25 protein-coding genes and 1 pseudogene are annotated in these 22,637 nt (G+C 42.3%); 15 read left to right on the forward strand and 11 right to left on the reverse strand.

Translation table 11 applies throughout. The features are described from left to right. Positions 1-18: 18 nt before the first annotated feature. The 4 genes and pseudogenes from livH to AC2UZJ_RS09055 all read left to right on the forward strand — a co-directional run bounded on the left by livH (position 19) and on the right by AC2UZJ_RS09055 (position 3,639). Positions 19-947, forward strand: a pseudogene (livH, locus tag AC2UZJ_RS09040) (high-affinity branched-chain amino acid ABC transporter permease LivH). After that, positions 947-2,173 (forward strand): high-affinity branched-chain amino acid ABC transporter permease LivM, encoded by a 1,227-nt coding sequence (gene livM / locus AC2UZJ_RS09045; RefSeq protein ID WP_486949828.1) that lies wholly within the window; start codon positions 947-949, stop codon positions 2,171-2,173. The pseudogene livH and the gene livM overlap by 1 nt, the downstream one beginning before the upstream one ends. Continuing rightward, on the forward strand, positions 2,170-2,937 hold the full coding sequence (gene livG, locus AC2UZJ_RS09050) for a high-affinity branched-chain amino acid ABC transporter ATP-binding protein LivG (RefSeq protein ID WP_486949829.1): 768 nt from the start codon (positions 2,170-2,172) through the stop codon (positions 2,935-2,937). The genes livM and livG overlap by 4 nt, the downstream gene beginning before the upstream one ends. Next, entirely contained in the window at positions 2,938-3,639 is a 702-nt protein-coding gene (locus AC2UZJ_RS09055; RefSeq protein ID WP_486949830.1) for an ABC transporter ATP-binding protein, read from the forward strand. Between the two features lie 16 nt (positions 3,640-3,655). Here the strand turns inward: AC2UZJ_RS09055 and AC2UZJ_RS09060 are convergent, their stop codons facing one another. Together AC2UZJ_RS09060 and AC2UZJ_RS09065 are read right to left on the reverse strand one after the other, a co-directional pair. Then, a complete protein-coding gene (locus tag AC2UZJ_RS09060) occupies positions 3,656-4,264 on the reverse strand; it encodes a glutathione S-transferase family protein (RefSeq protein WP_486949831.1) in 609 nt (202 codons plus the stop codon). Then, complete coding sequence (locus tag AC2UZJ_RS09065; protein WP_486949832.1) at positions 4,261-6,156, reverse strand: S9 family peptidase; 1,896 nt, start codon at positions 6,154-6,156, stop codon at positions 4,261-4,263. Before AC2UZJ_RS09065 ends, AC2UZJ_RS09060 begins: the two co-directional genes overlap by 4 nt. Positions 6,157-6,252: 96 nt before the next feature. Between AC2UZJ_RS09065 and AC2UZJ_RS09070 the strand changes: the two genes are divergently transcribed. The 4 genes from AC2UZJ_RS09070 to fumC are packed head-to-tail and all read left to right on the forward strand — an operon-like array spanning position 6,253 to position 10,468. After that, entirely contained in the window at positions 6,253-7,203 is a 951-nt protein-coding gene (locus tag AC2UZJ_RS09070) for a D-2-hydroxyacid dehydrogenase (protein WP_486949833.1), read from the forward strand. Then, positions 7,200-7,985, forward strand: a complete 786-nt coding sequence (locus AC2UZJ_RS09075; RefSeq protein WP_486949834.1) for an SDR family oxidoreductase — start codon at positions 7,200-7,202, stop codon at positions 7,983-7,985. The genes AC2UZJ_RS09070 and AC2UZJ_RS09075 overlap by 4 nt, the downstream gene beginning before the upstream one ends. Before the next feature lie 35 nt (positions 7,986-8,020). After that, positions 8,021-9,055: a type I glyceraldehyde-3-phosphate dehydrogenase gene (locus AC2UZJ_RS09080; protein WP_486949835.1), complete on the forward strand. Its 1,035-nt coding sequence runs from the start codon at positions 8,021-8,023 to the stop codon at positions 9,053-9,055. A 9-nt stretch (positions 9,056-9,064) separates the two neighbouring features. Further along, on the forward strand, positions 9,065-10,468 hold the full coding sequence (fumC, locus tag AC2UZJ_RS09085) for a class II fumarate hydratase (RefSeq protein ID WP_486949836.1): 1,404 nt from the start codon (positions 9,065-9,067) through the stop codon (positions 10,466-10,468). 103 nt (positions 10,469-10,571) lie between these two features. On the opposite strand, the gene AC2UZJ_RS09090 is transcribed toward fumC, so the two are convergent. After that, positions 10,572-11,000, reverse strand: coding sequence for a universal stress protein (locus AC2UZJ_RS09090; protein WP_486949837.1), 429 nt, complete (start codon positions 10,998-11,000; stop codon positions 10,572-10,574). A gap of 78 nt (positions 11,001-11,078) precedes the next feature. Between AC2UZJ_RS09090 and AC2UZJ_RS09095 the strand changes: the two genes are divergently transcribed. Then, positions 11,079-11,414 carry a c-type cytochrome gene (locus tag AC2UZJ_RS09095; protein ID WP_486949838.1) on the forward strand — a complete coding sequence of 112 codons (336 nt, stop codon included), beginning with the start codon at positions 11,079-11,081 and terminating at the stop codon, positions 11,412-11,414. Positions 11,415-11,419: 5 nt separating this feature from the next. On the opposite strand, the gene modD is transcribed toward AC2UZJ_RS09095, so the two are convergent. From modD to AC2UZJ_RS09120, 5 genes are all read right to left on the reverse strand, one after another. Next, entirely contained in the window at positions 11,420-12,274 is an 855-nt protein-coding gene (gene modD, locus AC2UZJ_RS09100; RefSeq protein ID WP_486949839.1) for a ModD protein, read from the reverse strand. After that, a complete protein-coding gene (locus AC2UZJ_RS09105; RefSeq protein WP_486949840.1) occupies positions 12,271-12,537 on the reverse strand; it encodes a hypothetical protein in 267 nt (88 codons plus the stop codon). The genes modD and AC2UZJ_RS09105 overlap by 4 nt, the downstream gene beginning before the upstream one ends. A gap of 31 nt (positions 12,538-12,568) precedes the next feature. Beyond that, positions 12,569-13,072, reverse strand: a complete 504-nt coding sequence (gene modA / locus AC2UZJ_RS09110) for a molybdate ABC transporter substrate-binding protein (protein ID WP_486949841.1) — start codon at positions 13,070-13,072, stop codon at positions 12,569-12,571. A gap of 15 nt (positions 13,073-13,087) precedes the next feature. Beyond that, a complete protein-coding gene (locus AC2UZJ_RS09115) occupies positions 13,088-13,294 on the reverse strand; it encodes a hypothetical protein (protein ID WP_486949842.1) in 207 nt (68 codons plus the stop codon). 118 nt (positions 13,295-13,412) lie between these two features. Next, entirely contained in the window at positions 13,413-14,591 is a 1,179-nt protein-coding gene (locus AC2UZJ_RS09120; RefSeq protein ID WP_486949843.1) for a tyrosine-type recombinase/integrase, read from the reverse strand. A gap of 240 nt (positions 14,592-14,831) precedes the next feature. Between AC2UZJ_RS09120 and AC2UZJ_RS09125 the strand changes: the two genes are divergently transcribed. After that, positions 14,832-15,815, forward strand: coding sequence for a DNA-binding protein (locus AC2UZJ_RS09125; RefSeq protein WP_486949844.1), 984 nt, complete (start codon positions 14,832-14,834; stop codon positions 15,813-15,815). Positions 15,816-15,908: 93 nt separating this feature from the next. On the opposite strand, the gene azu is transcribed toward AC2UZJ_RS09125, so the two are convergent. Continuing rightward, positions 15,909-16,358 (reverse strand): azurin, encoded by a 450-nt coding sequence (gene azu / locus AC2UZJ_RS09130; RefSeq protein WP_486949845.1) that lies wholly within the window; start codon positions 16,356-16,358, stop codon positions 15,909-15,911. A gap of 295 nt (positions 16,359-16,653) precedes the next feature. Here azu and AC2UZJ_RS09135 point away from each other — a divergent pair, with 295 nt between their 5' ends. From AC2UZJ_RS09135 to AC2UZJ_RS09145, 3 genes are read left to right on the forward strand one after another with little or no spacing between them, the layout of a single operon-like run. Beyond that, positions 16,654-17,175, forward strand: a complete 522-nt coding sequence (locus AC2UZJ_RS09135) for a cytochrome b (protein ID WP_486949846.1) — start codon at positions 16,654-16,656, stop codon at positions 17,173-17,175. Positions 17,176-17,202: 27 nt separating this feature from the next. Continuing rightward, positions 17,203-17,754, forward strand: coding sequence for a YceI family protein (locus AC2UZJ_RS09140; protein ID WP_486949847.1), 552 nt, complete (start codon positions 17,203-17,205; stop codon positions 17,752-17,754). Between the two features lie 59 nt (positions 17,755-17,813). Beyond that, complete coding sequence (locus tag AC2UZJ_RS09145) at positions 17,814-18,398, forward strand: YceI family protein (RefSeq protein ID WP_486949848.1); 585 nt, start codon at positions 17,814-17,816, stop codon at positions 18,396-18,398. Positions 18,399-18,409: 11 nt separating this feature from the next. Here the strand turns inward: AC2UZJ_RS09145 and arsC are convergent, their stop codons facing one another. Next, a complete protein-coding gene (arsC, locus tag AC2UZJ_RS09150) occupies positions 18,410-18,748 on the reverse strand; it encodes an arsenate reductase (glutaredoxin) (RefSeq protein ID WP_486949849.1) in 339 nt (112 codons plus the stop codon). Between the two features lie 107 nt (positions 18,749-18,855). On the opposite strand from arsC, the gene AC2UZJ_RS09155 reads away from it, so the two are divergent. Both AC2UZJ_RS09155 and AC2UZJ_RS09160 read left to right on the forward strand, forming a co-directional pair. Next, positions 18,856-19,596, forward strand: coding sequence for an RsiV family protein (locus AC2UZJ_RS09155; protein ID WP_486949850.1), 741 nt, complete (start codon positions 18,856-18,858; stop codon positions 19,594-19,596). A gap of 32 nt (positions 19,597-19,628) precedes the next feature. Next, complete coding sequence (locus AC2UZJ_RS09160; RefSeq protein WP_486949851.1) at positions 19,629-21,443, forward strand: ABCB family ABC transporter ATP-binding protein/permease; 1,815 nt, start codon at positions 19,629-19,631, stop codon at positions 21,441-21,443. Here the strand turns inward: AC2UZJ_RS09160 and AC2UZJ_RS09165 are convergent. Continuing rightward, a complete protein-coding gene (locus AC2UZJ_RS09165) occupies positions 21,421-22,545 on the reverse strand; it encodes a high-affinity branched-chain amino acid ABC transporter substrate-binding protein (RefSeq protein WP_486949852.1) in 1,125 nt (374 codons plus the stop codon). The two genes, AC2UZJ_RS09160 and AC2UZJ_RS09165, sit on opposite strands and share 23 nt — an antisense overlap. Positions 22,546-22,637 lie beyond the last annotated feature (92 nt).

Genomic DNA, 22,637 nt, shown 5'->3' on the forward strand with positions numbered 1-22,637 from the left:
CCTTTAGGGATACCCATCATGTCTGACTTGCTTCCTCCCCTTGTGCAGCAGCTATTTAACGGCTTATCGCTGGGCGCTATTTATGCGTTAATAGCCATTGGTTACACCATGGTGTATGGCATTATAGGCATGATTAATTTTGCTCATGGTGAGATTTATATGATCGGTGCCTATGCAGGTTTAGTGACTTTATCTGCCATAGGTGTCAGCTCAGGTTTACCTGTGATTTTGATTGTGTTGGTTATGTTGGTGGTGGCGGCTGCAATTACTGCCGCTTATGGTTTTGCCGTTGAAAAGGTGGCTTATGCTCCGTTGCGTGGTAGTCCGCGTTTGGTGCCGCTTATTTCCGCTATTGGGATGTCTATCTTTTTGCAAAACTGGGTGGCTTTAGGTCAGGGCGCCCGTGATATGGCTGTGCCGAATCTAGTAACAGGTACCTTACAGCTGCAGATCGGTGAAAGCTTTGTCTTTAATGCCCCGTACGCTCGTATTCTTATCATTGTCACTACTGTTATTTTAATGGTGGCACTTAGTTTGTTTATTAAGTATTCGCGCATAGGCAGAGCCTCCCGAGCCTGTTCTCAAGATTTAGGCATGGCAAACTTACTTGGCATTGATACCGGGCGCATTATTTCATTTACTTTTGTGATTGGAGCCATGCTGGCTGCGGTAGGGGGTGTGCTCATCGCCTTAGCGATTGGTAAACTCAATCCTTTCATTGGTTTCATTGTGCTGGCATCAAAGCGTTTACAGCTGCTGTATTAGGGGGTATTGGGAGCATTCCAGGGGCCATGCTGGGTGGTGTGCTGTTAGGTTTAGCCGAAACCCTTGCGGCGGCGTACATCTCTTCACAGTACAAAGACATAGTGGCCTTTGCGTTATTGGTGTTGATTTTGCTGTTCCGTCCTACGGGGCTCTTGGGTAAACCGGAAGTGGAAAAAGTCTAATGACCAAACAAATTCGACCGGCGTTTTTTGCTGCCTTATTAGCAGGCATTATCATTGCTCCCATTTTTGGTTTTCAGATTTTACGTGTAGGGATGGAAACCACCTTACAGTCTGATTGGCCTGCTATTTTCTGGGGCATGGGCATGGTGTTTGTGTTTCAGTTAATCCGCCCTCAATTACTTGGGCTGATGGCAAAACGTCAGCAAAGTGTGAGCTTACCTAGAATAAAACCAAAAACACGCCAAGCGTTGATGGTGTTACTTGTGGCCATTGCCTTAATCTGGCCCTTTTTCTCTGGTCGCTCACAAATAGATATTGCCACTTTGGTCTTGATTTACGTCATGTTGGGCTTAGGGCTAAATATTGTAGTGGGCTTTGCGGGTCTCTTAGACCTAGGTTTTGTCGGTTTTTATGCGGTAGGCGCGTACACCTATGCCTTGCTCTATCATTGGGCGGGGTGGGGGTTTTGGGGCTCGTTGCCTGCAGCGGGCATGGTGGGCGCTATATTTGGCTACTTGTTGGGCTACCCTGTGTTGCGCTTACGTGGTGATTATCTCGCTATTGTTACCCTGGGTTTTGGAGAGATTATTCGCCTCTTACTCATTAACCTTTATCCAATTACGGGTGGGCCAGATGGGATATCGGGTATTCCAAAACCGACTTTGTTTGGATACACCATGGGGCGTAGAGCCCCAGAGGGCGAACAAACCTTTCACCAAATGATGGGATGGAAGTTTGATAGTGTAGATGTGGTGATCTATCTTTATTTGTTGGCTTTGACTTTGGCCTTAATCACTTTATTTGTTTCCAATCGGCTTATGCGTATGCCGGTAGGACGTGCTTGGGAAGCCTTACGTGAAGACGAGATTGCTTGTCGCTCTTTAGGCTTAAATCCTCGAGGGATTAAACTGTCTGCTTTTACCATCGGCGCGGCTTTTGCTGGCTTCGGGGGCGCATTTTTTGCCGCACGCCAAGGGCTGGTTAATCCGGAATCGTTTACCTTTATTGAGTCTGCCTTAATTTTAGCCATCGTGGTCTTAGGTGGTATGGGGTCTCAGCTAGGAGTGGTCTTAGCGGCGGTGCTATTAACCGTAGTGCCAGAAGTGGCTCGTCACTTTGCTGAATACAGAATGTTGATCTTTGGTTTAGTTATGGTGGTGATGATGGCGTGGCGCCCGCAAGGTCTATTACCTGCTAAACGCCAGCAGGTGGAGCTGAAAACATGAGCCAGCCTATATTAACAGTGACTGATTTATGTATGCGCTTTGGAGGTCTATTAGCCGTAGACAAGGTAAGTCTAACGGTAAAGCCGCATCAGGTGTTTGGTGTGATAGGGCCGAATGGCGCCGGTAAAACCACAGTGTTTAATTGTATCAGTGGCTTTTATAAACCCAGTTCCGGGCAGATTTTATTAGAGGATAAGCCCATTCATCGTATGCCTAGTCATCGAGTGGCGCAGATGGGTTTAGTGCGAACTTTTCAAAATGTACGCTTGTTTAAGCAGCTTACGGTGTTAGAAAACCTCTTAGTGGCTCAGCATAAAAATATTAATACGGGCTTATTAGCGGGTTTATTTAAAACCCCGGCTTATAAACGTTCTGAGGAATCCGCACAGGTAGAGGCAGTGAAATGGTTGGATTTTATGGAACTGCGCCCTTACGCGAACCGTGAAGCGGGTAATTTAGCTTATGGTCATCAGCGCCGTTTAGAAATTGCGCGTTGCATGATCACGAAACCGCGTTTGCTGATGCTCGATGAGCCGGCTGCCGGTCTTAATCCTCAAGAAAAACGTGATTTGCAAACCTTAATCAATATGTTGCGCACAGAAATGGGCGTGGCAGTTTTACTTATTGAGCACGATATGAGTTTAGTCATGGGGATTTCTGATGAGATTTTAGTGATGGAGTACGGTAAACCCATCGCCCAAGGCTTGCCGGCTGAGATTCAAAATGATCCCCGTGTCATCAAAGCCTACTTAGGAGAAGAATAGGTGTTAGAGCTCACAAATATTAGTACTCACTACGGGGCTATTCAGGCCTTAGATAAGGTTAGTGTTAAGGTAAATAAAGGTGAGATAGTGACCTTGATTGGTGCTAATGGCGCGGGTAAAACCACCTTGTTAATGACGGTGTGTGGATCACCACGTGCTACAGCTGGCTCCATTGTGTTTGAGGGTGAAGACATCACTAATCTGCCTACGCATCTCATTATGCGTAATGGTATTGCCTTATCTCCAGAGGGGCGTCGCGTTTTTCCCGATTTGAGCGTATCAGAGAATCTCAAAATGGGGGGCTTCTTTTTATCTAAAACTGAGGTAGCAGCAGGCGAAGAGCATGTGTATGAGCTATTTCCTCGTCTTAAAGAGCGTATGCATCAACGTGCAGGCACCATGTCTGGGGGTGAGCAGCAAATGCTAGCGATTGGCCGCGCTTTAATGACCAAACCCCGCTTATTATTATTAGATGAACCCACTTTAGGTTTGGCGCCATTAATTATTGCACAGATTTTTGAAATCATTAAAACCATTCGTGACGAAGGTGTGACGGTGTTTTTAGTAGAGCAAAATGCGAATAAAGCCTTGCAGGTGGCAGATCGTGCTTATGTATTAGAGACCGGCAAGGTGGTGATGACAGATACCGGCGCTAATTTATTAAGTAACGATGCCGTGCGCAAGGCGTATTTAGGCTCTTAGTACAAAAACTGTACTTTTAATTGAGTCCTTCCGCCTGCAAGGCAGTTTGTACTCCTTTGTCTTGTTGCATATGCTCAAAAAACTGCTGTAAAGCAGGAAAAGCCGTGAGATCTATCTTAGCCACCGGTGCCCATAATAAGGTCACAAATAAAAAAGCATCGGCAATAGATCGCTTACCCGTCAGGTACGTCTTACCTTGTAGCTGTTTATCTACGACCGCATACATTTTTTTAATGCGCTCAGCAGCACTGTGTTTTAATCCAGTGTGGCAGTTTTCGTCATTACTGTACTGCCTTACACCAAAAATAATATTGTATAAAGGGTGTATATCAGCATTGATGAGGCCTAACCAACGTCGGGTTTCGGTTCTTTCTAGTAACCCCTCTCCTAATAATTGAGAGTCTGGGTATTTTTCTCCTAAATACTGCAAAATAGCGCTGCTTTGGGTTAAGGGTATACCACTATCTATAAGTACAGGTGCTGAGCCTAACGGGTTTAACGCTAAAAAATTTGGCTCTTTAAGCGCTTTACCGCTGACAGCAACGGCCTCATAGGGCTGTGCACACCACTCTAAGACGATATGAACTGCCAAAGAGCATGCGCCTTGTAGGTAATAGAGTTTCATTTGTGTGTATCCTTTCTAGGCTTAGGCTGTAAATGTAAAGCTAAAAACTGCTCCATGCGCTCATAGAATTCAAATTTGTTTTCTTCATTATGAAAGCCATGGCCTTCATTGTCTTTCACCATGTATTCCACTTCTACATTACGAGCTTTAAGTGCATTTACCATTTGATCACTTTCGGCTTTATTAACGCGTGGGTCTTGAGCTCCTTGAGCGATAAAGAGTGGGGTTTTGATGTGCTGCGCATTGAGCGCGGGGGAAGTGGCTTCTAAGCGTTCCGCATCTTTCTCTGGATGGCCTACCATGGCATACATTTTTTCAAGTAGGGGGCGCCAGTAAGGGGGGATGGTATTCATAAAGGTGAGTAAGTTAGATACGCCCACGTAATCAATACCGGCTGCATACACATCGGGTGTTTTACATAATGCCATGAGCGCAGCATAGCCCCCATAACTCCCTCCATAAATTGCCAGTTTATTGGGGTCTGCTATGCGTTGCTTAAGTAACCAAGCCACTCCATCACTGATGTCATCTTGCATAGCTAAACCCCATTGGCCGAAGCTGGCTTCCCAAAACTGGCGTCCATAGCCGGTAGAACCACGAAAGTTCACCTGCAATACGGCATAACCCCGGTTCGCTAAAAACTGCACTTCTGGGTTAAAGCCCCAGCTGTCTCTAGCCCACGGACCACCATGGGGGTTCACGACCACAGGTAAGTCGCGGGCTTCTACACCTATCGGCAAGGTCAAATAACCTTGAATTTCTAAACCATCACGTGCGGTATAACGTATGGGTTTCATGGTGGCCATATGAGCAGGGTTCAGTGACGGATTAATTTCACTTAAGTGGTGTAGTTGTTGAGTTTCATCGTGATAAATGAAGCGATGCCCTTGGGTGCGATCACTGTAAGCCGCTACAATAAAGGTTTTTTCATCGCGGGTGGCACTTTGCAAGCTGGTTTCGTAACCCGGTAGTAAGTCTTTAAGGCGTTGGTGCCTGATAGCGCTGATTTCATCAAAAAAATGAAAATGTAATTTATCACTTTCAAAAAATGCGGCAGTTAATACATGTCTAAGCTTAGAGTAGCCTGCCCCTAGTAAATCATATTTTGCATTATCAAAGATGAGCTGCTCATCTTCAGGCTGAGTAGGATCTATCAGCACTAAGGCAGCCGTGTCACGGCCTCGGTTACTTAAGGCGTAAAACTTTTGGTTTTCTTTATCGAAAAACTGTGGATTTACATCTGTACGAAAATCCGTTTGAATAATCACGGTAAATTCATCGTTTTCGGTGGCTCGGTATAAAACTGCCGTATGTAGACCATCACTGGCAATGGCTAGACGCACTTTGCCGTTGTGATCTGTTTGCCAGCCAATGATATTGCCAGGGTTCTCTGCTACCTGTTCTTGTTCACCGGTATGAATGTTGACTCTATAGACATCAAAAGCTTCTGGATTACGAGCGTTATGAGCGATGAGTAAATGATCGGGGTCATCTTCTAGGTCATCTTGAATGCCGGCTCGCATATTTTCAAAAGGAGTTAGGTCTTTAACCTTAGCGCTCTGTGCATCTACCGCCAGTACATGATAGTTTTCATCACCATTCACATCTTTAGCATAAACTACTGTATTAGGGCCTTTCCAAAAAAAACCGTCTACGTCCCTATCGGTTTCATGTGTGAGTTGGCGTGGTTTACCAATGGGTTTGCCTTTATCAAGGGCTTGTACAAATATATTTAATCGTGTGCTTTGGCCTACGTCTACCGGCTGTAAAAAACCAAGCATAGAGCCATCATCGGAGAGAGCATAACCACTGCGTTCGGGATTTTTGAAAAAATCCCGTAACTCGTAGAGGGGGGCGGGTGTGCTTTGCTGAGCAGCCAAACTAAAACTCATACTTTAATCCTAAATACGTTACGATAGTGGGTAGTGGAAATGGAACCGTAGGTTCAATCCTCTATCATAAACGTTAATTAGAAAAATTCACGCCCCATGAACATTGTTTTTGTTGATAGTCAGACTTTATCAGCAGAGGTGCAATTAAAGCCTTTGCCTTTTACCCATCAATGGCAAAGTTATGCGCATAGCACAGCAGCGCAGATAGTAGAACGTGCAGCACAGGCTGAAATCCTTATTAGCAATAAAGTCCCTATAGATGCTGCCACCTTAAAACAGTTGCCTAAGCTTAAATTAATCGCGGTTCCCGCTACAGGAGTTAATCATATTGATATGGCCGCTTGTAAAGCACTAGGTATTACGGTTTGCAATATTCCAAATTATGCCGAAACTACGGTCCCGGAGCACGCACTGGCACTTATATTTGCTTTACAACGTCAAATTATGCCTTATCATCGTTCTGTGGCTGCTGGGCGTTGGCAAGAAAGCGGCATGTTTAGTTACTTTGATTATCCCATTCGTGACCTCAAAGGGTCGACGTTAGGCCTAGTGGGGGCGGGTACCTTAGGTTCTGCAGTAGAGTTACTGGCGCAATGTTTGGGCATGAAAGTGATTTTTGCTGGGCGCAAAGGTGAATCCACGGCCAAGAAAGGGAAAGTACCTTTTTCACAGTTTTTGGCTCAAAGTGATATTATTTCTTTGCACTGTCCCTTAACTACAGATAATAAGCATTTACTAGGCGCACCTGAGTTTTCTCAAATGCAAAAAAAACCTTTAGTGATTAATACAGCGCGTGGTGAATTAATTGATCCTATTGCTTTAGTACAAGCCTTAGAGCAGGGGCAGATACGTGGGGCAGGTATAGATGTCTGCAGCCCTGAACCTCCACCCAAAAATCATCCTTTTATGCAAATACTGCAGCGTGATGACTTCATACTCACACCGCATGTGGCTTGGTCCTCCATTGAGGCCATGCAGTTCTTAGCCGATCAGCTTATTAATAACATCACTGCCTTTGTAGAAGGGAAGGCAGTGAATATCGTATGAACACGTCAACACAACACACACCTAATTTTCGATTAGACGGGCAAATAGCACTGATAACGGGCGCTGCCCAAGGTTTGGGTAATGCCATTGCTTGGGCGTATGCAGCTAGTGGAGCCATGGTTATTCTTAATGGGCGTAATAAAGCTAAACTTCAAATAATGCAACGGGAACTAATAGCAGCAGGGTACCAAGCTGAGGTTTTTGCCCAAGACATAAGTCAGCAAGAAAAATATGCGCATAATTATAATATATTATGTAAAAATATAGAGGTGCCAAGTATACAAGTAAACTGCGTAGGACAACGTTTGCGTAAAAGTATAGCTGCCAGTAGTCCTACAGAAATTACAGAGCATATATCTACAAACTTAACCGCCACCATACAGATATCTCGCTTAGCTGCTATGAAAATGCAACAAGCAAACATCGCCGGGCGTATTATTAGTTTATCTTCCATCGCAGGGCGTATTGCACGCCCTGGTGATGGCATTTATCCCATTGCTAAACAAGGTATAGAAGGGATGGTAAGGGCTTTAGCTGTAGAGTTTGGTCCTTACGGTATTACTAGTAACGGTATAGCGCCCGGGACCTTTGCTACCGAATCAAATGTAAAATTAGCTAATGATCCTAATAAAGGGCCGGCAGTATTAGGCCGCAATCCATTACAACGTTGGGCTAAACCTCATGAAATTACCGGTGCAGCGGTCTTTCTAGCTTCTGAAGCCGCATCCTATGTAAATGGACATGTTATGGTGGTAGATGGTGGTTTTTCTATTACCTTTTAATAAAAAAATTTAAAACAACAAATCATATTTATCTTATGCAACCTGTACGTATAGCTATCAATGGTTATGGCCGCATTGGCCGCTGTGTATTACGCGCCATTTATGAGCGTCATTTAGATCAACAATTACAAATAGTGGCTATTAATGAACCAGCTGATCTAGAAACTATGGCTTATCTAACAGAGTTTGATTCTACGCATGGCGTATTTTCAGGCAAAGTAGGGCGTACAGAAAATAGCTTATTAATAAACAGTCATACCATTCATGTATTCCATGAAAAAAAGGCAACTGCTGTAGATTGGGCAGCCTTGAGTATAGATATATTATTAGAATGTTCAGGAGCTTACAGCACTCGTACTTCTTTGCAGCAATTTATAGATGCGGGCTGCCCACGGGTCTTAGTTTCTCAGCCTACAGATAATGCCGCAGAAGTGGATTACACCGTAGTATTAGGTATTAATGATGATGCACTGAATGGTAAACAAAAAATAGTTTCTAATGCGTCTTGTACTACCAATGCCATTATTCCAGTACTGGCTGAGCTTGATGCCGCTTATGGGGTAAATTATACTTTATTGACCACCTTGCATTCTGTTATGAATGATCAGCCCATGATTGATGGTTATCATCATAATGATTTACGTCGCACTCGTTCTGCTATGCAATCTATGGTGCCCGTAGCTACAGGATTAGCACGAGGAGTAGAGCGGTTATTACCCCAGTTACACGGTAAGGTCCAAGCCAAGGCGATTCGTGTACCTATATTAAATGTGTCAGCTATAGATTTGATGGTGCGCTTACGTAGACCAACTTGCAAAGAGGAAGTTAACAATTTATTTATTCAGGCTGCCCAGCGTCACCCTGATATTTTGGCTTATTCAGACCGCCCCCATGCCTCTATTGATTTTAATCATGATGCACGCTCTGCCATTATTGATGGAAGCCAAACGAGCACGAATGCTGACGGTTTAGTGAATTTATTCGTTTGGTTTGATAATGAATGGGGGTTTGCTAACCGTATGATTGATATTAGCCAACTTTGGGCTAAACGATTTTCTTCACAAAATTAGGAGTTTTCAATGCAAAAAAAACGTATAGAATCCGATTCCATGGGTGAAATACAGGTTCTTGCTAACCATTACTGGGGAGCTCAAACACAGCGTTCTATTGATAATTTCCCTATAGGTGTAGATCGTTTTAAACTCACTCCGGTGATGATTGAGGCCTTAGGTATACTAAAAAAATCCGCAGCCCAGGCAAATCATGATTTAGAACAAATTCCTGCAGAGGTCGCTACTCTTATTACCCAAGCTGCAGATGAAGTGATTTCGGGTAACTTAAATGCTGAATTTCCCTTAGTGGTGTTTCAAACCGGCTCTGGTACGCAAAGCAACATGAACAGTAACGAAGTGATTTCTAACCGTGCTATAGAAATCGCTGGTGGTGAAATGGGCTCTAAAACGCCAGTCCATCCCAATGATCACGTAAACCGTGGCCAGTCTTCGAATGATACGTTTCCTACTGCTATGCACATAGCAGTAGCACTCGCTACCCATCGTCAACTTCTGCCTAAGGTCAAAGCCTTGCGGGATGTATTGGCAGATTTATCTAAACAATATACGGATATTGTTAAAACAGGCCGCACCCATTTACAAGATGCCACCCCCATTACATTAGGGCAGGAAATAGGTAGCTGGGTAGCACAGATTGATTTTGCACTCGATAATGTAGAGCATCAGTTGCACGGCATTTACGATTTAGCTATTGGTGGTACTGCCGTGGGTACAGGTTTAAATGCCCACCCAGAGTTTGGTGACAAAACAGCGGCGTATATTGCTAAACATACTGAATTACCTTTTAAAAGCGCAGAAAATAAATTCTTCGCTTTATCCGCACATGATGCCTTAGTTAATTTCTCAGCCGCTTTACGTACTTTAGCGGGTGCTTTATTCAAAATGGCCAATGATGTGCGCTGGCTAGCAAGTGGTCCGCGTTGTGGCATTGGTGAGATACATATCCCCGAAAACGAGCCAGGATCATCAATTATGCCGGGTAAAGTAAATCCTACCCAAGCCGAAGCGCTGACTATGGTGTGTGTGCAGGTCTTTGGTAATGATACAGCCGTGGCCTTTGCAGGTAATCAAGGGAATTTTCAGCTAAACGTGTATAAACCTGTGATGGTCCACAACGTTTTAGAAAGTATTCAGCTGTTGGGTGATGCTTGTGAGGCGTTTAATAAGCATTGTGCTGTAGGTATTACGCCAGATAAAGAGAAAATTGATTATTTCTTAAATCAAAACTTAATGCTGGTTACGGCGTTAAACCGTCATATTGGCTACGATAAGGCCGCCGCCATTGCAAAATTAGCTCATAAAAAGCAGCTTAATCTTAAAGATGCAGCCGTAGAGTTAGGCTATGTTACTGCAGAACAATACGATGAGTGGATTAATCCACTTGCTATGACAGACAACACTAAAGCCTAATTAGGAAGTCAATCAATAACGCCCTTGCGAGGGCGTTGGGGCTTTTTCATCTCCAATTAAAAAAAGGATTTTAGATGGAGAATTTAAATGGAGAATGAAGAGCTTATTTAATTAAGGTTACAGGTATAGCTACGGCATTCAATACTTTAGTCGCCACGGATCCTAATAATAAACCGGGTACTGCGCCTAAACCGCGCGTACCCATTACTAAATGGTCACAGTTATACTTATCTACATATTCCGTAATAGTATCGATGACTGGACCAACCTCAATATGTATCTTATTGGGTATATCTAGAGTGGCTAATAGCGTTTTAGCATTGGTTAAAGCTTCTTTACCTGCATCGTCGTAATAGGCTTTTAATACATCAGCAGTAAAAAAGCGGGCTGCATTATTAGAAACAATGGGAGGTTGCACATTAAGTACATGCAATGTGCAGGTTTCTTTTTGTTGTTGAGCCATTTTGATGGCTTCTTTTAAAGCACGTAAAGCCGCATCAGAGCCATCAATAGGTACTAAAATGTTTTGCATAAATTAACCTCTTTTTAATTTTAAAATGCGATAATATAAGGCGCTGTTCTATACAGTATGTCATTTTTGGAGAATAATATGAAGGTTAAATACGTAGCGTTATGTTTGCCGCTAATTTTTGGTGCAAACATAGCACTAGCAGATAGCCCTACCTATAAAGAGGTTAGCCCCATTTTACAATCAAATACTTGTTTGGCCTGTCATCAGGTAGATCATAAAGTGGTAGGACCTAGCTACAAAGAAGTGGCAGAGAAATATAAAGACGATCCAGCCAATGCTGAATTACTCGCTAACCATATTAAAAATGGTAGCAGTGGTGTATGGGGTTCAATACCTATGCCTCCTAATAGCGGTATCAATGACGAAGATCTTACTATTGTTGTGGATTGGTTAATGGCAGGTGCGCCTAATTAATAGTTTTAGTTTGCTGGCTGTATATTGACGCCAATATCGGCCGGCGCTGCATAATGCAAGGCACTTGTTACCAAGCCATCTACCGGTGTTTTTGCATACTGCTCAATATTCTTTAACTTAATGCCGCCTGCAGCTAAAAACACGCCTTGCGGCCAGTCTTTGCGTAATTGTGGCACCCACAGCTGCAGATTTTCTGGTGCTACTTTATCAAACTGTAAGACCTCTGCGCCCGCCTCAATAGCTAAATAGGCTTGCTCTAAAGTGTCTACTTCTATAACTATCTTCTTCTCTACAAAGCCTGACTGTTTTTCTTGAAGCTTAATTTTTAACTTATCCCATCCACCTAGAAGGGCGATATGCTGCGGAAAAACAAGAATCGTTTCGCTCAAGCCTAAACGGTGGGGCAGTGCACCCGCACTAAGCGTCGCTTTTAGGGCAATACCACGTAAGCCTGGAGCGTGCTTTCGAGTGGTTAAGAGCGCCATTTTTGGATTATAATGACTGATAATTGTTTTCATCTTTCCGCAAAGGCGTGCTACACCACAGGCATACTCTAAAAGGTTTTGACCTACTTTCCAAGCGCGTAATATTACCTGTGCAGGGCCTTGGCCTGAAACTAAAATGTCTCCTGCTTTTACTATTGAGCCTGAAGGTATGCACAAATCACTTTGTGCGCCGCAGTGTTCAAGGATACGTTGTACTTCTTCTGTACAAGCGGCTATGCCATCATGTCGAATCACAAAATTAATGGTTGCAGTAGGGCTGCCTATGTCTAACATGTGGCTGGTTAGATCTAAGAGAGCTGCATCTTCATTTATCCAGCCATCTATAGTTGCGTGATCAAAAAAAACAGAATTCATAAGGCACCATACCGTCGTAATACGTAAAAAGAAAGCCCTGCAAAGAGAGCAAGTAATAAGGACAACTCATTTGCGCAGTCGAACTGCCCATCCATCACTTGGTGTAAGCGCTTAGGTACTTCCGCAAATGCAGTTTGAACTGGCTTCACCATTAAGGGTAAGCCTGCCACAAAAGCCGCAATAGTTAGTCCTGTAGTGGTAAACACGATAGGCGGAAACAGTATTTCTGCACTGAGAATAACAGGAGAGTATCCGCAACTCATTGATTTATAATGATTACTTAGTTGATTTTGATTAGTTTAAACCATGACGTTTCAATATTTCTTTCGTGCTATCTGCCGCTAAAAACGCAAGTAGTGCTTTACCTTCCACGCTTTCTCTACCATCTATAGCAACTATACTTAAATCAATAGGGCGGTAGCAGGACTGCGGCATTTCAATAGGTGTTGAAAATTTATCCGCATGGGCCATGGCTTCGCTGAGATTTATAAAACCCGCATCCACCTCATTTGTTATTACATAGGTGCTGACTTGGGGCAGGGTAGAAACTTGCATAAGTTTGGCATCAAGGTTTTCTAGCATTTTATGAGCCGTTAAGCATTCAATGGCCGCTTTGCCGTAAATCGTACTTTTACGATCGCCTATAGCAATTCGTTGAATATTTTCGGCTTTTAAGTTATCTAGGCTTGTTAGCGTGCTCCCTTTAGGCCCTACTAAAATTAATTTTCCCTGTCCTAATTGTTGATGGCTTTCAGAAAAGCCCATGGGTTTAATAAAGTCCCAGTCTCCAATGAGCATTTGAATATCGGGGTTTTATCTGGCTTGGGCTTCAATTTGTTTAATATTGCCAAAGGCACTTTCTATTCTTATACCTGTGGCTTCAGTAAAAGCGGTATAAATTTCGTTCATAGGCTTTCTGTAACCTGCGGCGGTAGCTACCGTTATATCCGCTGCAAACGCAGGAGAGATGAGTAAGGTGGATAGTGCAGTTAAAGTCAATGTACGTAATTTATTTTTCATCGTGGTTCCCCCCTTTTTTCATTTTTAATAGTTTCGTTGCCTATCGTTATATACTAAAGTATATATATAGCGATATAAGAGCTAAGTGTAGCGATTTTTACAATGAATAGCTAGAAAATTACCACTTTATTTTATGCTTATCCTCGGTGGCATCATGACGAGCATCATCGGCGGTGTGTAAGTAACGGTTAGTGGTATTAATGGAATCGTGGCCTAAGGTATCGCGTACATGCAGCAAGTCTATGTCTTGCTCTAACATATGGGTACCAGCGGTGTGACGCATCCAGTGAGTGGAAGCTTGCTCCACATGCTGGGCTTCAGTCTCAAACTCGGGGCCTTGAGCACGTAGACGGGCAGCGGTATCAGTAAAAATGCGTTTTACAATTAGATGAATAGCCGCACGAGTTAAAGGTTTGGGTTGTATAGAACCTATAGGCAATATAAGCGGTAAGTCATCATCGGCCGTGGGATAAGGGCTTAAGCCTTTAAAGGTGCGATACGTGGCCAGTTCTTCCATAAGCTCAGATGTTACCGGCACGGTACGCATTTTTTGCCCTTTACCTAAAATATCCATCCACCAGCGCATTACGCCATGCTTATCTCTACGCGCAAATAAAGACCCCATGCGATTTTGGCTTAGTTCTGATACCCGCAAACCACATAAATACAATAATGAAAACAGCCATCTATAGCGGTAGTAATGCTCTAACTCTCTGTCTGACTCTTGAGGAAGTTGAGCAATACAGGTCTTAACCTGTTCCCATAGGTCCATATCTAAGTAACGTTGCATGCGTTTGGGGGCTGTTACACGTGTACCGCGTAATATAGCCAAAGGATTAGCGGCCAAATAACCCGCTGAAACCAGCCAATTAAATAGACTATTTAATACGGTCAAAGCTTGGCGCGTGCTACTAGCAGATAAAGGGCCTACAAAGGGCCGCCAATCAGCGTGCGCGCGCGAAACCTTAGAGCCATTTTTTAAAATCCAGCGCTCTGCAGGTTGTGGGTTTTGTAGGAAGTGCTGAAAACGTAATAAATCTTCATGAGTTAAGGAAGAAATAGCTTTACCAGCTTCTAAGTTTGCCCAGAGTAATAATCGTTCTGATTCTTTTCTATAGCTATTAAAGGTATTAGGGCTTTCTAAGTATTGGGCTAACCAAGCCTTAATAGCTTCTAAATCATTATCAGCTTGCAATAGGGTGGATGGTTTATGGGCCCGATTAGTACCTAAAGAGCCGTCTATATTAGTAGAAATTGGCGCATAAAATTCTAAAGCGGCAGGAACCAGTTGTGTCATGAAGAGATACCTAAAAAATATGGTAGTAGCTGTTAGTCATTATAACGATATAACAATTTATTTATTATTTACTGAATTTCATTTTTTGATTAAAAGTTCATTATACATAAACTTGACATTATGGTGATAATGTCAAACTAAACAAGTGGATCTTTAATTATTTTACGTATTACGTAATAAAATAGACTTTATTGCTTTGATTCAGTATTATGTGGAATAACGTACATTTGGATTTCTATCATGACTCAATCTGCTACCCCTTTAACCGAATCACAATTACATCTGGCCGTTGAACAATTACGTAGCCAGCACCCTAACACTTTAGATTTATACAAAGCCGTTGCGGCTTTATTATTTTTTCAATACAACAGCACACCCACTACTAATCGCATGTATCAACTGGTACGCAAAGGCAGCATGAGTGCGCCAGCCGAAGCGTTGCGTTTATTTTGGCAAGAGCTACGCGAACGCAGTCAAGTTCGTATGGAACAAGCCGATATACCGCCTAGTCTCAAACAAAGCGCAGGTTCATTAATGGCGCAGTTATGGGAAGAAGGTTTAGCGCAAGCACTGCAGGTCACTGAGAAAAACAATCAAGCGATTTACATGAAAATTGCTTTAGCGGAAAAAGCACAGGAAACGGCATTAGAAGAGTCTAAAAAATTGCAAAACGCCCTGCTCACTGCACAACAACAATTGCAAAAGCAAGATGAAACAATCGAAGATTTAGAAAAAACAGCGCAACGTTTACAGCTGCAGGTGGTATCTCAAGAGCAGAAATCACAAAATCTACTCGAGCAAAAAGAAACACAGCAACAGCAATATGAAAACGTTTTACTCGCTCAAAAAGAGCAAATCCTGCTTAGTGAACAACGCGCTGCAGATATGGAGAAATATGCTCGCTTGGAAATAGAACGTGTGCGACAGGAGGCCGTTAAAACAAACAAGCAACAACAATCTAAAATTAATGAACAAAAACAAAAAAGCCAACTGCTGCTACAACAGTTGCAAGATGAGCAACAAAATCATATCGCTCTGCAGCAAAAACAACGTTATTTAGAGATACAATTTGAAGATGCTGCTCTACAGCACAAACAAACAGAACAGCAAAACCAAGAATTACGTATTCTCTTGCAACAACTACAGAAACTGAAAGTCCCTACTCGTAAAAAGAAACGCACACCTAGCCGCTTATCTCAAATACGCATAAAAAAGCAGCAATAGAAATGAATCTATTGCTGCTTTATATGGCTCAGAGCTTTTAAATTCTAACTCTTAGCTCTTAGCTTTTAACGAGTAACGAGTAACGAGTAAAAATTACTGTACTTTTAAATCACCCTTCATGAGCGCAAGGTGGCCAGGGAAGGAGCAAAAGAATGCGTAATCTTCACCATCTTCGAGGTCAGCCACGTTAAAAGTTACCGAGGTGCTTTCACCGCCACCCACTACATCTGAATAGGCTACCACACGCTCATCATCGGGTTTTACGTATTGGTTATCTAAACCAGCTGCAATACCATCGTTAGCAACGGCTTGCTCATCTGCTTTTTTAGAGATAACTACGTTATGACCCATACTAGCAACAGGCAAGGAACCTGTGTGCTGTAGGTTGATAGTAAATTCTTCACAGCTTTTATCTACTACAATTTCTTTAGTATTGAATTGCATAGCATCGTTACCTTCTAACTCGAAGGTGCACTCGGCTGCCATGGCGGCAGGTACACTAGCAATAGCTAAAGCAGCTGCAAAAGTGAGTTTTTTTAACATATACGATCTCCTGATCAATAAAAAGACAAGCTCAGTACTATCATAAAAAAAGTACCAAAACTGTATAGGGCTATATGTGAAATTCTGTAAACGATTCTATCATAGTCATAGCTTAATGGATTAGATGCTTTGATAGCTAATTGAGCACTCCTGTTTGGGTGACATGAATCACCCTATCAAATATATTGTTGCTAAACAAGCAACAGTCAATTGCCTAAATGCCCCTTTTACAGCTCCTACAAAAGAAGTACAGTATACTCTTAGTCTCAAACAAATAAAGAAAATACATAAAAATATGACAATACGTTATACACGTACAGCAATTGGATTGCATTGGATCATGGCAGTAGGTTTTATTGCTATGTTCTTTTTAGGCTTTTATATGACAGGTCTCCCTTTTTCCCCCACTAAACTGCAAGTTTATTCTTGGCATAAATGGGCAGGAGTGACTTTATTTCTCTTCGCTGTAGCTAGGTTATTATGGCGCCTGACGCATCGCCCACCTGCTTTACCGGTTTCCATGAGAAAAATAGATACTATCTTAGCGCATTTAGGTCATTATTTACTGTACATCTTTATGTTTGCTGTCCCCTTATCGGGTTGGTTGATGAGCTCAGCGATGGGCTTTCAAACAGTTTGGTTTGGTGTGTTTCCTTTGCCTGATCTTATACCTAAAGACAAAGCAGTAGCAGATGTGCTTGCAGCCACACATACTTATTTAAATGTAGCTTTTATTATTACAGTGATAGGGCATATTTTAGCTGCTCTTAAGCACCAGTTTATTGATAAAGATAATCTACTTGCTCGCATAAAATAACGCAAAATTAAAAACTAGGATTAACTTATGATTTTACGCACATTGTCCGCCGCTTTATTCGCATTTCCACTTGCCATTTCTGCCGCTACTTACACCACCATTGACAATGAAAAAAGCCAAATTGAATTTCATTACGAACAAATGGGAGTCAATATGTCAGGTGCGTTTACCGACATTGATGGTCAGATAAACTTTGACTCTGCACAGCCAGAAAAAGCGCAAGCTAGCGTTGATGTTAAGATGGAAAGCGCAGACACAGGTTCTGAAGAGGCCGATAGCGAAATAGTAAAGGCAGAATGGTTTAACGCCAGTGAGTACCCTGATGCCACATTTAACACTACAAAAATTGAAAAGAAATCAGATGATAGCTTTGAAGTTACAGGTCTTTTAAGTATAAAAGGACATGAGCAAGAGATTCAATTTCCTGCTACTGTAATTGAAGCTGATGACATGGTCACGTTTACCGGCAGCTTCTCACTATTACGAGGCGATTACGCCATAGGTGAAGGCGCATGGTCTACGTTTGATATAGTTGCGAATGATATTCGCGTTGATTTTACACTCGTTGCTACCGAATAATTACGTTTATTAATTTAAATTTAATCAAACTAAATAACAATTAGGAATTAGGATTTTTTATGAAAAAAACATTTCATCGTTTAGCTTTAGCCAGTGCTGTAACTGCTTTAATGAGCGCGCCTTTAATGGCCGAACCCGTTACTTACACGGTAGATGACTCACATACTTTTGCTGATTTTTCATATAATCACATGGGATTAAGTCAGCAACTCAACACCTTTGAAAAGGCAAGCGGTACAGTTGTATTAGACTTAGAAGCCAAAACAGGTGAAGTCGATATTACTATAGACACTACATCCGTTAATACAGGTCATGAAGCGTTTAACGGACATATTCAAGGTGAGGATTTCCTAGATACTGCTCAATTCCCTACTGCCACATTCAAATCCACAAAAGTGGTCTTTGAAGAAAACACACCTACAGCAGTAGAAGGGGATTTAACGATTAAAGGTATCACCAAGCCTGTCACTTTAGAAATCCTTCACTTTAATGCGATGCCCCACCCTATGCTTAAAAAGCCAGCCATGGGTGCTAACGCTAAAGTAGATATCAAACGCTCAGATTTTAATGCGGATAAATTTGCACCTGCTGTTAGCGATGAAGTTACTTTAACACTTTCATTCGAAGGCATTGCTGCTGATTAATTAGCTAGTAGCTACAGAATATCTTCTATAGCTTCTAAGGGGCGCGCAAGTCGTGCCCCTTTTTCCGTTTCTACAAAAGGTCTATTTAATAAGATAGGATGCGCTGCCATAGCTGCTATTAATTGATCATCGTTGGCCTCAGCCAAGTTTAGCTCTTTATAGATGGCCTCATTTGTGCGCATGGATTCGCGTACCGATAAATCTGACTTAGCAATCAAGGTTTCGAGTTGCTCGACGGTGAGTGGTGTTTTAAGGTATTCAATAACTTCTGGATTTAAATTACGCTCTTGTAGTAACGCTAGGGCAGCACGTGACTTACTGCAACGGGGGTTATGATAAATTTTAGTCATAGCTTCTATATATACAAATACAACAATAAGGGTAAAAAATAATGTCCATCTATTATGCACCAAAATCATCAACAACATGTTTTAGCCTGATTGTTAGCTGCGCAATATTGCTCACAGCATGCGCTAGTCCCTCTCAACAAGTTTCAATCATACCTACAAAAACCGCTGATATTACCCGTAAAGAAGGCGTATTTACACAGCCTTTAGCTGAACAAAAAGTAAAGCCGGGCTGTAAAGGCGAGTGCCCAACTTTACAGGTGGACTCATTAATTTTTCCAGGTAATAAGCCACTAACTGATTATGTGGATCAACAACTAGCTCAAATGGCTCAACTTAATAACGAGAACTCATCAAGCTATGCAAACGTGGAAGACTTTACCAAAAACTATTGGCAACTTGCTGGTCCACGCGATGAAGCTATTATCTATGCTAAGCCACGCTATAGAAACAAAGATTTAACAGTAGTAGAGTTAGGTTTTTTTCACTACAGCACGGGTGCCGCTCACGGATCTAGTCAAATTCAGCTTATTAATTGGGATAATAAACAAAAAAAACCGTTGCACTTCACTGATATTATTAAATCAAGACAAACTCAAGCCTTTAATAAACGTTTACAACAAGCCTACCAACAATGGTTACAAAAACAAGATCTAGGCGAACAAAGTCCAGACCAATATCAACGAGTTTGGCCATTTCAACCTAGTGAAAATATAGGTTTAACTGATGCGGGCGTATTGGTGAAATATAACTCTTACGAAATTGCACCCTACTCCTCTGGACAACCTGAACTGCTCATTCCTTACCCACAATTACAAGACGTATTAGAGCTTCGGTTTTTGCCAAAATAAAGTATACATAATAATTAATCAAGGAATCTTCTGTGCGTCATTTTCGTGACAATAATTACTCAAGCTCGCATAAATATAATTGGAAAATTATTGCCGGTTTGTGGCCCTATTTGGTTGAATATCGTGGTCGCGTAATTTTAGCTGTGACCATGCTCATTTTTGCTAAAGTTGCCACAGTATCCACCCCCATTGCGCTCAAATACATTATTGATTATCTAGATCAACAGCGTGGTGTAGAAATGGTGTTATGGATACCTCTTGCACTTGTGTTACTTTACGGTGGGCTACGCTTTGGTAGCACATTATTTAATGAGTTGCGTGATGCTATTTTTGCTCGTGTGGCTGAGCGAGCCATGCGACGTGTGTCATTGCGAGTATTTCAACATCTGCATAAGCGTGAGTTAGCTTTTCACCTTGATCGTAAAACCGGTGGCTTAGCACGAGACATAGAGCGAGGTACCACAGGTATTAGTTTTCTGTTGCGTTTCACCTTGTTTAATATTGTGCCCACCTTGCTAGAAATAATCATGGTATCGGTTATTTTATTGGTGGCTTTTAATGCTAGTTACATGCTGGCTATTTTGATAGCCATTGTGGTGTATGTGATTTTTTCTATACGTGTTACTGAATGGCGTACCGCTTTTGTGCGTGAAGCAAATGCGCATGATAATCAATCGAACTCTCGTGCTCTCGATAGTTTACTGAATTATGAAACCGTAAAATACTTTAACAATGAACGTTTTGAAGCAGATCAATACGATGAAGGCTTAGCGTTATGGGAGCAAGCTAGACTTAAAAATCGGCTTTCTATGGCTGCACTCAATACAGGTCAAGCATTTATTATTGGTGTTTCACTTATTGTCATCATGGGTATGGCAGTACGTGAAGTCGTAATTGGTGAAATCACTTTAGGTGATTTCACCATGATTAACGCTTATCTTATTCAGCTATTTGTGCCTTTGAACGCCTTGGGCTTTGTTTATAGAGAAATTCGTCAATCATTAGTAAATGTTGAACGTCTTTTTGGTCTATTACACGATAAGCCGGTAATTGAAGATGCTACTGATGCTAAAGCCTTAGCCATTCACTCTGGTCGAATACAGTTCGAAGAGGTGTACTTTAGTTATAATGCTGATCGCCCTATTCTTAAAGGAGTAAATATTGATATACCTGCGGGTCATACGGTGGCGGTGGTTGGAGCCAGTGGCGCCGGAAAATCCACATTAGCTCGTTTGTTATTTCGTTTTTTTGATGTGGATAGTGGTCGCATTTGCATTGACGGCCAAGATATACGGAAAGTGACACAAGACAGTTTGCGTACAGCTATTGGTGTAGTACCGCAAGATACTGTGCTTTTTAATGATACTATCTATAATAATTTAGCCTATGGACGCCCAAACGCCAGTGAGGCGGAAGTTTTTCATGCGGCCCAGCAAGCACATTTGGAAAGCTTCATTAAGAGCTTGCCTGACGGGTATGATACCAAAGTAGGTGAACGTGGTTTGAAGCTTTCAGGGGGTGAAAAGCAACGAGTGGCTATTGCGCGGGTTTTATTGAAAAATCCGCCGTTGCTGATCCTTGATGAGGCCACTTCGTCTTTAGATTCTCTTTCTGAGCAGGCTATTTTAGAAGCGCTGAATGCGATTAGCCGCCAGCGCACTACCTTAGTAATTGCTCACCGCCTATCTACCGTACGCCATGCGAATAGCATTTTAGTTATGGAGCACGGTGAGATAGTTGAAAGCGGTAATCATAATGAGTTATTAGAGAAAAACGGTTATTACGCTAGACTGTGGAGACAACAACAAGCCCCACAAGCTGTTACTACTGACCATACACCGTTTTAGTGCCATCAGCATGCCATTCAAATACATCAAATTTAAACTCGTTTAAGTCGCCCTGCTCGTTCCAAGAAATTACACCTATAGGCGTAGAGACTTCATTGTTGTGTAAGAACTCAGCCACTTCAATGGGGTCATCTTTACCTACGCCTTCTAAACCGGCAACTAAAGCTTGGGTTGCAGAGTAAGCCGTCATTTGGAAGGCTCCACCCGGGTCACGGCCTTTATCTTTAAAGGCTTTAACTAGAGCTGCATTAGACTCATCTTCGGTGAAATCTGCAGGTAACGTCACAAGCATGCCCTCAACGGCTTTACCAGCGATGGCGTTAATGTCTGGATTACCTACGCCCTCTGGGCCCATAAATGGAATACCTAGACTTTGCTCTGCTCCTTGGCGTAATAACAAACCCATTTCAGGATGGTAACCACCATAGTAAACAAAGTCTGCGCCTGTGCCTTTTAGTTTAGTGATTACTGCAGAGTAATCACTATCACCAGCATTAATACCTTCGAATAAAACTACTTCTACACCGGCTTTTTCTAAGTCATCTTTAACTGCACTGGCAATACCTTGACCATACGATTGTTTATCATGTAGTACGGCCACCTTTTGAGGCTTAACTTGCTCAATTATTACTTTTGCAGCAGCGGGGCCTTGTTGATCATCACGACCTATAGTGCGAAAAATGGTCTCATACCCTTTGCCTTCCGTCACAGCAGGCGCTGTAGCAGAAGGGGTAATCATAATGATGCCTTCATCATCATAGATCTCTGTTGCAGCAATTGTGGCGCCAGAGCAGACATGACCAATCACATAACCTATTTCATCATTAACAATACGGTTAGCTACCACTGGCCCTTGTTTAGGCTCACATGCGTCATCTACTAAAACAATTTCAATTTGCTTGCCTAATACACCCCCATCCGCGTTAATTTGCTCTACTGCGGTATCTACGCCTTGCTTAACCATTTCCCCGTATTGAGTCAATGCGCCGGTAAAAGGACCTGCTATAGCAAATTTAATGGTGTCTGCATACGTAGCAGTCGTGACCATCATGCCAGCAGCTAAGCCTAATGCAGCCGCCAAAGGAGTAATGCGAATTTTCATATAAAACCTCATCCAGTAAGTGCAATAAAGCATACACCGAAATGTATGCTTTATTACAACTTGTGAGTAAATTCTAGGGTTTATAACTAGAT

This window comes from Paenalcaligenes sp. DL 309, from assembly GCF_057475285.1.

Bases quoted from the DNA above. Each gene is read 5' to 3' on its own strand.
- livM (WP_486949828.1), top strand. From the start codon at position 947: ATGACCAAACAAATTCGACCGGCGTTTTTTGCTGCCTTATTAGCAGGC.
- livG (WP_486949829.1), top strand. From the start codon at position 2,170: ATGAGCCAGCCTATATTAACAGTGACTGATTTATGTATGCGCTTTGGA.
- AC2UZJ_RS09060 (WP_486949831.1), bottom strand. From the start codon at position 4,264: ATGAAACTCTATTACCTACAAGGCGCATGCTCTTTGGCAGTTCATATC.
- AC2UZJ_RS09065 (WP_486949832.1), bottom strand. From the start codon at position 6,156: ATGAGTTTTAGTTTGGCTGCTCAGCAAAGCACACCCGCCCCCCTCTAC.
- AC2UZJ_RS09070 (WP_486949833.1), top strand. From the start codon at position 6,253: ATGAACATTGTTTTTGTTGATAGTCAGACTTTATCAGCAGAGGTGCAA.
- AC2UZJ_RS09075 (WP_486949834.1), top strand. From the start codon at position 7,200: ATGAACACGTCAACACAACACACACCTAATTTTCGATTAGACGGGCAA.
- AC2UZJ_RS09080 (WP_486949835.1), top strand. From the start codon at position 8,021: ATGCAACCTGTACGTATAGCTATCAATGGTTATGGCCGCATTGGCCGC.
- fumC (WP_486949836.1), top strand. From the start codon at position 9,065: ATGCAAAAAAAACGTATAGAATCCGATTCCATGGGTGAAATACAGGTT.
- AC2UZJ_RS09090 (WP_486949837.1), bottom strand. From the start codon at position 11,000: ATGCAAAACATTTTAGTACCTATTGATGGCTCTGATGCGGCTTTACGT.
- AC2UZJ_RS09095 (WP_486949838.1), top strand. From the start codon at position 11,079: ATGAAGGTTAAATACGTAGCGTTATGTTTGCCGCTAATTTTTGGTGCA.
- modD (WP_486949839.1), bottom strand. From the start codon at position 12,274: ATGAATTCTGTTTTTTTTGATCACGCAACTATAGATGGCTGGATAAAT.
- AC2UZJ_RS09105 (WP_486949840.1), bottom strand. From the start codon at position 12,537: ATGAGTTGCGGATACTCTCCTGTTATTCTCAGTGCAGAAATACTGTTT.
- modA (WP_486949841.1), bottom strand. From the start codon at position 13,072: ATGCTCATTGGAGACTGGGACTTTATTAAACCCATGGGCTTTTCTGAA.
- AC2UZJ_RS09115 (WP_486949842.1), bottom strand. From the start codon at position 13,294: ATGAAAAATAAATTACGTACATTGACTTTAACTGCACTATCCACCTTA.
- AC2UZJ_RS09120 (WP_486949843.1), bottom strand. From the start codon at position 14,591: ATGACACAACTGGTTCCTGCCGCTTTAGAATTTTATGCGCCAATTTCT.
- AC2UZJ_RS09125 (WP_486949844.1), top strand. From the start codon at position 14,832: ATGACTCAATCTGCTACCCCTTTAACCGAATCACAATTACATCTGGCC.
- azu (WP_486949845.1), bottom strand. From the start codon at position 16,358: ATGTTAAAAAAACTCACTTTTGCAGCTGCTTTAGCTATTGCTAGTGTA.
- AC2UZJ_RS09135 (WP_486949846.1), top strand. From the start codon at position 16,654: ATGACAATACGTTATACACGTACAGCAATTGGATTGCATTGGATCATG.
- AC2UZJ_RS09140 (WP_486949847.1), top strand. From the start codon at position 17,203: ATGATTTTACGCACATTGTCCGCCGCTTTATTCGCATTTCCACTTGCC.
- AC2UZJ_RS09145 (WP_486949848.1), top strand. From the start codon at position 17,814: ATGAAAAAAACATTTCATCGTTTAGCTTTAGCCAGTGCTGTAACTGCT.
- arsC (WP_486949849.1), bottom strand. From the start codon at position 18,748: ATGACTAAAATTTATCATAACCCCCGTTGCAGTAAGTCACGTGCTGCC.
- AC2UZJ_RS09165 (WP_486949852.1), bottom strand. From the start codon at position 22,545: ATGAAAATTCGCATTACTCCTTTGGCGGCTGCATTAGGCTTAGCTGCT.